Here is a 10,916-nt window from a genome sequence, read left to right on the forward strand (position 1 = left end):
GGGAGCCTGGCATGGGCCACTGGTTGGTGATCGACCTGGAAGCCACCACCGACGACGGCGGCTGGCCAGTCACGGAGATGGAAATCATTGAAATCGGCGCAAGCCTGGTCACCCGCGAAGGACGCGAGGTGGATCACTTTCAACGCTTCGTGCGCCCCAGGCGGCGCCCGCAACTGACCCCCTTCTGTCGCGAGCTGACCCATATCGGCCAGGCCGATATCGACAATGCCGCAGCGTTCCCCGAGGTCTGGGCGCAGTTCGAGCGCTGGCTGGGCCATCACCAGGCACAGCTGCAGGCCTGGGTCAGCTGGGGCGACTACGACCGCCAGCAGCTGCTCCAGGAGTGGCAGGCGCACCAAGTGCAAAGCCTGATGCAGAAACTGCCGCACATGAACCTCAAGCAACGCTTCGCCAAGGCCCGTCACCTGCAACGCCCGGCAGGGCTCAACAGCGCCCTGCAGCTGGCCGGCCTGCAGTTTGCCGGGCAACAGCACCGGGCCCTGGAAGACGCCCGCAACACCGCGCGCCTGCTGCCCCTGAGCCTACCGCCGGGCACGGCCTGAAACAGATGACGCAGGGGCGGGCCTTGGGCATACTGGCCAACCCTTTTTTCATCCCTTTTCAGGAGTCGCCCGATGTTCAAGGTCAATGAGTACTTCGATGGCACCGTCAAGTCGATCGCCTTCGAAGGCAAGGAAGGTCCGGCCACCGTGGGCGTGATGGCCCCGGGCGAATACGAGTTCGGCACCGCCAAGCGCGAGATCATGCACGTGGTCTCCGGCGCCCTGACCGTCAAGCTGCCGGGCAGCGACAACTGGGAAAAATTCGACGCCGGCAGCCAGTTCAACGTGCCCGCCGACAGCAAGTTCCAGCTGAAGGTCGCCGTCGATAGCGCCTACCTGTGCGAGTACCGCGACTAAGCGCTAGCCTGCGCCAACCTCTTCGCGGGTAAACCCGCTCCCACAGGGTTCGAGGATTGCACCGTCCCTGTGGGAGCGGGTTTACCCGCGAAGAAGCCTGCATCAATCTTTCAGGAAAGCCGCCACTCGCTCCGCCGCCGCCTGCATGTGCTGCTCATGACTGAACCCCGACGCCTTCAACGGCTTGAGGTCATGATCCGCCGCCACCAGCCAGCTCACCTCGATCGCCGGCGATAGCGCATACCCCGCCACCGCCTCACGATTGCCCAGGGCATCCCGCTCGCCCTGCACGATCAATGTGCGCGTGCGCAGCCCGGCCAGGTGCTCCACCCGCGGCTTCTCAGGCTTGCCCACCGCATAGAACGGATACCCCAGGCACACCAGCGCATCGGCGCCCAGTTCGTCCGCCAGCAGGCTGGCCATGCGCCCGCCCATGGACTTGCCGCCAACGGCCAATCGCCCTGCGACCAATGGTCGCAGCTGGTCGTATACAGTCCGCCAGCATTCGAGCAACACCTTCTGCGGATTGGGCGGTCGCCTGCCGCCGTTTAGACGGCGTTCGGCCATGTAGGGAAACTCGAAGCGCACCACCCCGACCCCTTGCCCCGCCAGCCTTTGCGCCATGTCCTCCATGAACCCGCTGTCCATCGGCGCACCGGCGCCATGGGCGAGGATCAGGCAAGCGCTACTGCCGCGATCCTCCGCGATTCGAGGGGGATCGCAGCGCAAGCCTGGGACATTTGCGATCTTCGCCCATTGATCCCCGTCAATACCGGCACTTTGCCCATTAATCATGCTTGCCTCGCTGTTTAGCCTGCCTATAACCGTGGATGGGAACCCATACATGAACACAACCAGCAGTACCGCCTACAACTACAAGGTGGTCCGCCAATTCGCCATCATGACGGTGGTGTGGGGCATCGTCGGGATGGGGCTCGGCGTCTTCATCGCCGCCCAGCTCGCCTGGCCCGCCTTCAACCTCGACCTGCCGTGGACCAGCTTCGGCCGCCTGCGACCCTTGCACACCAACGCGGTGATCTTCGCCTTCGGCGGCTGTGCCCTGTTCGCCACCTCCTATTATTCGGTGCAACGCACCTGCCAGACCACCCTGTTCGCGCCAGGCCTGGCCGCGTTCACCTTCTGGGGCTGGCAACTGGTGATCCTGCTGGCGGCGATCAGCCTGCCGCTGGGCTACACCAGCACCAAGGAATACGCCGAACTGGAATGGCCGATCGACATCCTGATCACCATCGTCTGGGTGGCCTATGCCGTGGTGTTCTTCGGCACGCTGATGAAGCGCAACACCAAGCACATCTACGTGGGCAACTGGTTCTTCGGCGCCTTCATCCTGACCGTGGCGATCTTGCATGTGGTCAACAACCTGGAAGTACCGGTCAGCCTGACCAAGTCCTACTCGCTCTATGCCGGTGCTACCGATGCCATGGTGCAGTGGTGGTACGGCCATAACGCCGTGGGCTTCTTCCTGACCGCCGGCTTCCTGGGGATGATGTACTACTACGTGCCCAAGCAGGCCGAGCGCCCGGTGTATTCGTATCGCCTGTCGATCGTGCACTTCTGGGCCCTGATCACCCTGTACATCTGGGCAGGTCCCCACCACCTGCACTACACCGCGCTGCCGGACTGGGCGCAGTCGCTGGGCATGATCATGTCGCTGATCCTCCTGGCCCCGAGCTGGGGCGGCATGATCAACGGCATGATGACCCTCTCGGGCGCCTGGCATAAGCTGCGCAGCGACCCGATCCTGCGCTTTCTGGTCGTCTCGCTGGCGTTCTACGGCATGTCCACCTTCGAAGGCCCGATGATGGCCATCAAGACGGTCAACGCCCTGTCCCACTACACCGACTGGACCATCGGCCACGTGCATGCCGGCGCCCTTGGCTGGGTGGCGATGATCTCCATCGGCGCGCTGTACCACACCATCCCCAAAGTGTTCGGCAAGGAGCGCATGTACAGCCTCGGGTTGATCAACGCGCACTTCTGGCTGGCCACCATCGGCACCGTGCTCTACATCGCCTCGATGTGGGTCAACGGCATCGCCCAGGGCCTGATGTGGCGCGCGGTCAACAGCGACGGCACGCTGACCTACTCGTTCGTCGAAACCCTGGTGGCCAGCCACCCCGGCTTCGTCGTGCGCTTCGTCGGCGGCGCGATCTTCCTCAGCGGCATGTTCCTGATGGCCTGGAACACCTGGCGCACCGTGCGCGCCCCGGCCGCCGAGCAAGCCACCGCCAACGCCCAGCTGGCTTGAGGAGTAGAGCCTGATGAACCATGAAGTCGTTGAGAAAAACATAGGCCTGATGGCCCTGCTGATGGTGTTCGCCGTCAGCATCGGCGGCCTGACCCAGATCGTCCCGCTGTTCTTCCAGGACGTCACCAACAAGCCGGTCGAGGGCATGAAGCCCTACACCGCCCTGCAGCTCGAAGGCCGCGACATCTACATCCGCGAAGGCTGCGTGGGCTGCCACTCGCAGATGGTCCGGCCGTTCCGTGCCGAGACCGAGCGCTACGGCCACTACTCGGTGGCCGGCGAGAGCGTGTGGGATCACCCGTTCCTGTGGGGCTCCAAGCGTACCGGTCCGGACCTGGCCCGCGTCGGCGGCCGCTACTCGGACGACTGGCACCGCGCCCACCTGTACAACCCGCGCAACGTGGTACCGGAATCGAAGATGCCGTCGTACCCGTGGCTGGTGGCCGCGCAGGTCGACAACAGCCACACCGACGTCAAGATGCGCGTCCTGCGCAGCCTCGGCGTGCCCTACACCGACGACGACATCGCCGGCGCCAAGGACGCAGTCAAGGGCAAGACCGAGATGGACGCGCTGGTCGCCTACCTGCAGGTGCTCGGCACCGCGATCAAGAACAAGAGGTGAGTGCGATGGAAATGGACATCGGCATGATCCGCGGCCTGGGCACCCTGGTGGTGATGATCGCCTTCATCGGCCTGTCGCTCTGGGTATTCAACCGTCGCCGCGACCGTGATTTCGCCGAAGCGCGCCTGCTGCCCTTCGTCGACGACCGCCTGCCCCCCGCCGGGCAGGAACCTGCCGCATTGAGGAGTACCCAGCAATGACCACCTTCTGGAGTACGTACATCAGCGTACTGACCATCGGCAGCCTGATCGGCCTGACCTGGCTGCTGCTCGCCACCCGCAAGGGCCAGAGCAGCGACACCACCGACCAGACCATGGGCCACAGCTTCGACGGCATCGAGGAGTACGACAACCCGCTGCCGAAATGGTGGTTCTGGCTGTTCGTCGGCACCCTGGTGTTCTCGGTCGGCTACCTGATCCTCTACCCGGGCCTGGGTAACTGGAAAGGCATCCTGCCCGGCTACGAGAATGGCTGGACCCAGGTGGACGAGTGGCAGAAAGAGATGGACAAAGCCGACGCCAAGTTCGGCCCGATCTTCGCCAAGTACGCCGCCATGCCGGTGGAGGAAGTGGCCAAGGATCCACAGGCGCTGAAGATGGGCAGCCGGCTGTTCGCCTCCAACTGTTCGGTGTGCCACGGCTCCGACGCCAAGGGCTCCTACGGCTTCCCCAACCTGACCGACAGCGACTGGCGCTGGGGCGGCGAGCCGGAGACCATCAAGGCCTCGATCATGAACGGCCGCCACGGCATCATGCCTGGCTGGTCCACGGTGATCGGCGAGCAGGGCGTGGCCGACGTGGCCGCCTTCGTGCTGACCAACCTCGATGGCCGCAGCCTGCCGGAAGGCGTCAAGGCCGACCCGGTCAAGGGCCAGGAGCTGTTCGCCAGCAACTGCGTGGCCTGCCACGGGCCTGAAGGCAAGGGCACCCCGGCCATGGGCGCGCCGAACCTGACCCATCCGCAGGCGTTCATCTACGGCTCGAGCTTCGCCCAGCTGCAGCAGACCATCCGCTATGGTCGCCAGGGCCAGATGCCGGCACAGCACGACATCCAGGGCAACGACAAGGTCCACCTGCTGGCGGCCTATGTGTATAGCCTGTCGCAGGAGCAAGTGCCTGAAACCGTAACCGCCAAGTAAAACCTCTTCGCGGGTAAACCCGCTCCCACAAAACCTGTGGGAGCGGGCTTGCCCGCGATGGGCTGCATGGCAGCCCCTCTCCCCTCCCCGCCTTGCACCCCCTCCGAACACAACTAAGCTTGTTGCCACAGTGGCTTCGCTCGCAGCAGGCGGAACAGACGTGGCGCACAGCCTGACGCCACGCATCCGCCTCCACGTTCGAACCTGCGGTTTCCGGACAGCGCCTTGCATGCCCGTCCAGGCGCCTGAAAAGCTTGACCGAACGATCAGAAAAATATGGAAAACGGTACACATTACAAATATTTATTTGTGTACAATCATCCAGCCCAAAAGCCGCGGGACGGCGGTGGAAAGGGTCTGGACACGGGTCGGCGCAGGTTTCCTTGCGTTGCCATAACCCTGGTGGTTATCGATACTGGCGCCGATTTACCAACCAACAAGAACACCCAAACCGTGGAACCTTAGAATGAGCACTGCAATCAGTCCGACTGCTTATAACTATAAGGTCGTCCGCCAGTTCGCCATCATGACGGTGGTCTGGGGGATCCTTGGCATGGGGCTCGGCGTCTTCATCGCCTCGCAACTGGTATGGCCCCAGCTGAACCTGGACCTGCCATGGACGAGCTTCGGTCGCCTGCGCCCGCTGCACACCAACCTGGTGATCTTCGCCTTCGGTGGCTGCGCCCTGTTCGCCACCAGCTACTACGTGGTGCAGCGAACCTGCCAGACCCGCCTGATTTCCGACAGCATGGCCGCCTTCACCTTCTGGGGCTGGCAGGCGGTGATCGTCGGCGCGCTGATCACCCTGCCGATGGGCTACACCACCACCAAGGAATACGCCGAGCTCGAGTGGCCGCTGGCGATCCTGCTGGCCATCGTCTGGGTCACCTACGCCCTGGTGTTCTTCGGCACCATCGTCAAGCGCAAGACCAAGCACATCTACGTCGGCAACTGGTTCTACGGCGCCTTCATCGTGGTCACCGCGATGCTGCACATCGTCAACCACATCTCCCTGCCGGTGAGCCTGTTCAAGTCATACTCGGCCTACGCCGGCGCCACCGACGCGATGATCCAGTGGTGGTACGGGCACAACGCCGTGGGCTTTTTCCTCACCACCGGCTTCCTGGGGATGATGTACTACTTCGTGCCCAAGCAGGCCGAACGGCCGATCTATTCCTATCGCCTGTCCATCGTGCACTTCTGGGCACTGATCACCCTGTACATCTGGGCCGGCCCCCACCACCTGCACTACACCGCGTTGCCCGACTGGGCGCAGTCGCTGGGCATGGTGATGTCGATCATCCTCCTGGCGCCGAGCTGGGGCGGCATGATCAACGGCATGATGACCCTGTCGGGGGCCTGGCATAAGCTGCGCACCGACCCGATCCTGCGCTTTTTGGTGGTGTCCCTGGCGTTCTACGGCATGTCCACCTTCGAAGGCCCGATGATGGCCATCAAGACCGTCAACTCGCTGTCGCACTACACCGACTGGACCATCGGCCACGTGCATGCCGGCGCCCTCGGCTGGGTAGCGATGATCTCGATCGGCGCGGTCTACCACATGATCCCGAAACTCTACGGCCGCGAGCAGATGCACAGCATCGGCCTGATCAACGCGCACTTCTGGCTGGCCACCATCGGCACCGTGCTGTACATCGCCTCGATGTGGGTCAACGGCATCACCCAGGGCCTGATGTGGCGCGCCATCAACGACGACGGCACCCTCACCTACTCCTTCGTCGAAGCCCTGCAGGCCAGCCACCCGGGCTACATCGTCCGCGCCCTGGGCGGTGCGTTCTTCGCCTCCGGCATGCTGCTGATGGCCTACAACGTGTTCCGTACCGTGCGCGCCGCCAACCCGGTTCAGGCTGAGGAAGCCGCCAAGATCGTCGTCGTGGGAGCCCACTGATGAAGCATGAAGCAGTCGAGAAGAACATTGGCCTGATGGCCTTCTTCATGGTCATCGCCGTCAGCGTCGGTGGCCTCACGCAGATCGTCCCGCTGTTCTTCCAGGACGTCACCAACAAGCCGGTCGAGGGCATGAAACCGCGCACCGCGCTGGAGCTCGAGGGGCGCGACATCTACATCCGCGAAGGCTGCGTGGGCTGCCACTCGCAGATGATCAGGCCATTCCGCGCCGAGACCGAGCGTTACGGCCACTACTCGGTGGCCGGCGAGAGCGTGTGGGACCACCCGTTCCTGTGGGGCTCCAAGCGCACAGGTCCCGACCTTGCCCGCGTCGGCGGCCGCTACTCGGACGACTGGCACCGCGCCCACCTGTACAACCCGCGCAACGTGGTACCGGAATCGAAGATGCCGTCGTACCCGTGGCTGGTGGAGAACAAGCTCGACGGCAAGGACACCGCCAAGAAGATGGAAGTGCTGCGCACCCTGGGCGTGCCCTACACCGACGAAGACATCGCCGGCGCCAAGGACGCAGTCAAGGGCAAGACCGAGATGGACGCCATCGTGGCGTACCTGCAAGGCCTTGGCACCCTCATCAAAAGCAAACGGTGAACTGATGGATATCGGGATGATTCGCGGCCTGGGCACCGTCGTGGTGCTGGTGGCCTTCGTGGGCCTGGCGTTGTGGGTATTCAGCCCGCGACGCAAGCAGGAATTCGACGAAGCGACGCAATTGCCGTTCGCGGACGATCCAGAAGCCACCCGGCACGTCGAGCAAGCAAAAGCTTCTAGGAGCAAACAACAATGACAACCTTCTGGAGTCTGTACGTCACCGTCCTGACCCTGGGCACCATCTTCGCCTTGACCTGGCTGCTGCTGTCGACCCGCAAGGGCCAGCGCGAGGAAATTACCGACGAAGTCGTCGGCCACGCCTTCGACGGCATCGAGGAGTACGACAACCCGCTGCCGAAATGGTGGTTCTGGCTGTTCGTCGGCACCGTCGTCTTCGCCCTCGGCTACCTGGTGCTCTATCCGGGCCTTGGCAACTGGAAAGGCATCCTGCCGGGCTACGCGTACCTGGACAACGACAAGAAGACCGAGTTCGCCAACGGCCAGGCCGGCTGGACCGGCGTGCACGAGTGGGAAAAGGAAATGGCCAAGGCCGATGCCCGCTTCGGGCCGATCTTCGCCAAGTTCGCCGCCATGCCGCTGGAAGACGTGGCCAAGGACCCGCAGGCGCTGAAGATGGGCGCCCGCCTGTTCGCCTCCAACTGCTCGGTGTGCCACGGCTCCGACGCCCGCGGCGCCTACGGCTTCCCCAACCTGACCGACAACGACTGGCGCTGGGGCGGCGAGCCGGAGACCATCAAGACCACCATCATGAACGGTCGCCACGGCGTGATGCCGGGCTGGGCCACGGTGATCGGCGAGCAGGGCGTGGCGGATGTAGCAGCCTTCGTGCTGACCAACCTCGACGGCCGCAAGCTGCCCGAGGACGCCAAGGCCGACCCGGTCAAGGGCCAGCAGCTCTTCGCCACCAACTGCGTGGCCTGCCACGGCCCCGAAGGCAAGGGCACCCCGGCCATGGGCGCGCCGAACCTGACCCATCCGCAGGCGTTCATCTACGGCTCGAGCTTCGCCCAGCTGCAGCAGACCATCCGCTATGGCCGCCAGGGGCAGATGCCGGCACAGGCGCAGATGCAGGGCAACGACAAGGTCCACCTGCTGGCGGCCTACGTCTACAGCCTGTCGCACCAGGAGCAGCAGTCACCAAAGACCGAGTGACAGGTTGAACCGTGGGAGCGGGCTTGCCCCGCGATGGCGTCGTCAGCTTCGCGACCATCGCGGGGCTAGCCCGCTCCCACAGTTGCTTCAGCGGGACCAAAACGAACCACGGCTGACCTGGATCAATTGACAGCCGCCATATCACGATTCCTATCGATAACCCAACGCGACGAAGTGTCGCAGCGCGCCCCAGGCATGCCATCTCAGGCGTATCATGGGCCGCAGAGCGCTAGCAGAACGCGCGAGACTGCGGCCGGCACGCACTGGCCGCGGCGTTTCTCCACTGCCGTGGGACTTGATGATGAGCAAGCAAATTCCGGTACATGACGTCACCCCGCCTGCCAGCAAAGGGAAGGATTCCGTCGATCTCTACGCCTCGCGCGAAAAAATCTACACCCGCGCCTTCACCGGCATCTTCCGCAGGCTGCGGATGGTCGGCGGCGCGGCACTGTTTCTGCTGTACTTCGGCACCGTCTGGCTGAACTGGGGCGGCCACCAGGCCGTCTGGTGGAACCTGCCCGAACGCAAGTTCTACATCTTCGGCGCCACCATCTGGCCCCAGGACTTCATCCTGCTCTCGGGCATCCTGATCGTCGCCGCCTTCGGCCTGTTCTTCATCACGGTCTACGCCGGCCGGGTCTGGTGCGGCTACACCTGCCCGCAGAGCGTATGGACCTGGGTGTTCATGTGGTGCGAGAAAGTCACCGAAGGCGATCGCAACCAACGCATGAAGCTGGACAAGGCGCCCATGAGCGCCAACAAGTTCCTGCGCAAGCTGGCCAAGCACAGCCTGTGGCTGCTGATCGGCTTCGTCACCGGCATGACCTTCGTCGGCTACTTCGCGCCGATCCGCGAACTGGCCATCGAGTTCTTTACCGGCGAAGCCGATGGCTGGGCCTACTTCTGGGTCGGCTTCTTCACCTTGGCCACCTACGGCAACGCCGGCTGGCTGCGCGAGCAGGTGTGCATCTACATGTGCCCATACGCGCGCTTCCAGAGCGTGATGTTCGACAAGGACACCCTGATCGTCTCCTACGACCCGCGCCGCGGCGAGACCCGCGGCCCGCGCAAGAAAGACATCGACTACAAGGCCAAGGGCCTGGGCGACTGCATCGACTGCACCATGTGCGTGCAGGTCTGCCCCACCGGCATCGACATCCGCGACGGCCTGCAGATCGAGTGCATCGGCTGCGCCGCCTGCATCGACGCCTGCGACAGCATCATGGACAAGATGAACTACCCCAAGGGCCTGATCAGCTACACCACCGAGCACAACCTGTCCGGGCAGAAGACCCACATGCTGCGCCCGCGCCTGATCGGCTACGCCCTGGTGCTGCTGGTGATGATCGGCGCCCTGGCCACCGCCTTCGCCACTCGCTCGCTGGTGGGCTTCGACGTGGCCAAGGACCGCGTGCTGTACCGCGAGAACGCCCAGGGCCGAATCGAGAACGTCTACAGCCTGAAGGTGATGAACAAGGACCAGCGCGACCACGTCTACGTGCTCGACGCCGCCGGCCTGCCCGACCTCAAGCTCGAAGGCCAGCGCGAGATCCGCGTCGCCGCCGGCGACATCGTCAACCTGCCGGTGCAGTTGTCGGTGGCCCCTGAACAACTGCCCTCGACCACCAACGAAATCACCTTCATCCTCAAGGACGCCGACGACAGCGCCACCCAGGTTGAAGCCAAGAGCCGTTTCATCGGCCCACAGATCCGCTGAGAGAGAAGACGAACAATGCCTGCAGCCACCGCCGCCAGTCCTTGGTACAAGCACCTCTGGCCCTGGATCATCATCGGCATCCTCACCACCTCGGTGTGCCTGAGCCTGACCATGGTCAGCATCGCCGTGCGCAATCCGGACAATCTGGTCAACGACAACTACTACGAGGCTGGCAAGGGCATCAACCGCTCGCTGGACCGCGAACTGCTGGCCCAGACGCTCAACCTCAAGGCCAGCGTGCACCTGGACGAGCTGACCGGTGAAGTCGACGTGCGCCTGACCGGCAACAGCGACCCGCAGACGCTGGAGCTGAACCTGATCTCGCCGACCCAGCCGGACAAGGACCGCAAGGTGCCGCTGACCCGCGCCGAACCGGGCCGCTATGTCGGCCAGCTCGACGACAAGGTCCAGGGGCGGCGCTTCGTCGAGTTGCTGGGTAGCCAGGATGAACATGTGTGGCGGCTGTTCGAGGAGGAGAAGGTCGAGCATGGGGTGACCTTGCAGCTGGGGGATGAAGCGTTGCAAGGTGCCGAGCACCAGCAATGAACGCGATACCGCTG

The 10,916-nt window shown here is 63.9% G+C and carries 13 protein-coding genes; 12 read left to right on the forward strand and 1 reads right to left on the reverse strand.

Annotation, left to right across the window (positions count from 1 at the left end; translation table 11 throughout):
• Positions 1–11 precede the first annotated feature (11 nt).
• Positions 12–563: an exonuclease domain-containing protein gene (locus N5D48_RS10860; protein WP_279883973.1), complete on the forward strand. Its 552-nt coding sequence runs from the start codon at positions 12–14 to the stop codon at positions 561–563.
• Between the two features lie 72 nt (positions 564–635).
• Entirely contained in the window at positions 636–920 is a 285-nt protein-coding gene (locus N5D48_RS10865) for a pyrimidine/purine nucleoside phosphorylase (RefSeq protein ID WP_279883975.1), read from the forward strand.
• Between the two features lie 102 nt (positions 921–1,022).
• On the opposite strand, the gene N5D48_RS10870 is transcribed toward N5D48_RS10865, so the two are convergent.
• Positions 1,023–1,715 carry an alpha/beta family hydrolase gene (locus N5D48_RS10870; protein ID WP_279883977.1) on the reverse strand — a complete coding sequence of 231 codons (693 nt, stop codon included), beginning with the start codon at positions 1,713–1,715 and terminating at the stop codon, positions 1,023–1,025.
• A 49-nt stretch (positions 1,716–1,764) separates the two neighbouring features.
• Here N5D48_RS10870 and ccoN (N5D48_RS10875) point away from each other — a divergent pair, with 49 nt between their 5' ends.
• From ccoN (N5D48_RS10875) to N5D48_RS10920, 10 genes are all read left to right on the forward strand, one after another.
• Positions 1,765–3,189, forward strand: a complete 1,425-nt coding sequence (gene ccoN / locus N5D48_RS10875) for a cytochrome-c oxidase, cbb3-type subunit I (RefSeq protein WP_279883979.1) — start codon at positions 1,765–1,767, stop codon at positions 3,187–3,189.
• Positions 3,190–3,202: 13 nt separating this feature from the next.
• Positions 3,203–3,811 carry a cytochrome-c oxidase, cbb3-type subunit II gene (gene ccoO / locus N5D48_RS10880; RefSeq protein ID WP_279883981.1) on the forward strand — a complete coding sequence of 203 codons (609 nt, stop codon included), beginning with the start codon at positions 3,203–3,205 and terminating at the stop codon, positions 3,809–3,811.
• Positions 3,812–3,816: 5 nt separating this feature from the next.
• Complete coding sequence (locus N5D48_RS10885) at positions 3,817–4,011, forward strand: CcoQ/FixQ family Cbb3-type cytochrome c oxidase assembly chaperone (RefSeq protein WP_279805088.1); 195 nt, start codon at positions 3,817–3,819, stop codon at positions 4,009–4,011.
• The gene (ccoP, locus tag N5D48_RS10890; RefSeq protein WP_279883983.1) at positions 4,008–4,949 is read left to right on the forward strand and encodes a cytochrome-c oxidase, cbb3-type subunit III; all 942 of its coding nucleotides are present in this window, start codon (positions 4,008–4,010) and stop codon (positions 4,947–4,949) included. Before N5D48_RS10885 ends, ccoP (N5D48_RS10890) begins: the two co-directional genes overlap by 4 nt.
• Positions 4,950–5,415: 466 nt before the next feature.
• Entirely contained in the window at positions 5,416–6,858 is a 1,443-nt protein-coding gene (gene ccoN / locus N5D48_RS10895; protein ID WP_279883984.1) for a cytochrome-c oxidase, cbb3-type subunit I, read from the forward strand.
• Positions 6,858–7,466, forward strand: a complete 609-nt coding sequence (gene ccoO, locus N5D48_RS10900) for a cytochrome-c oxidase, cbb3-type subunit II (protein WP_279883986.1) — start codon at positions 6,858–6,860, stop codon at positions 7,464–7,466. The genes ccoN (N5D48_RS10895) and ccoO (N5D48_RS10900) overlap by 1 nt, the downstream gene beginning before the upstream one ends.
• Before the next feature lie 4 nt (positions 7,467–7,470).
• Complete coding sequence (locus N5D48_RS10905; protein WP_028692875.1) at positions 7,471–7,662, forward strand: CcoQ/FixQ family Cbb3-type cytochrome c oxidase assembly chaperone; 192 nt, start codon at positions 7,471–7,473, stop codon at positions 7,660–7,662.
• Positions 7,659–8,639 carry a cytochrome-c oxidase, cbb3-type subunit III gene (ccoP, locus tag N5D48_RS10910; RefSeq protein WP_279883989.1) on the forward strand — a complete coding sequence of 327 codons (981 nt, stop codon included), beginning with the start codon at positions 7,659–7,661 and terminating at the stop codon, positions 8,637–8,639. Before N5D48_RS10905 ends, ccoP (N5D48_RS10910) begins: the two co-directional genes overlap by 4 nt.
• Before the next feature lie 301 nt (positions 8,640–8,940).
• Positions 8,941–10,356 carry a cytochrome c oxidase accessory protein CcoG gene (gene ccoG, locus N5D48_RS10915; protein WP_279883991.1) on the forward strand — a complete coding sequence of 472 codons (1,416 nt, stop codon included), beginning with the start codon at positions 8,941–8,943 and terminating at the stop codon, positions 10,354–10,356.
• 15 nt (positions 10,357–10,371) lie between these two features.
• Entirely contained in the window at positions 10,372–10,902 is a 531-nt protein-coding gene (locus N5D48_RS10920; RefSeq protein ID WP_279883993.1) for a FixH family protein, read from the forward strand.
• The last annotated feature ends 14 nt before the right edge of the window (positions 10,903–10,916 follow it).

The sequence above is a fragment of the Pseudomonas sp. GD03858 genome (assembly GCF_029840925.1).
Lineage (GTDB): Bacteria > Pseudomonadota > Gammaproteobacteria > Pseudomonadales > Pseudomonadaceae > Aquipseudomonas.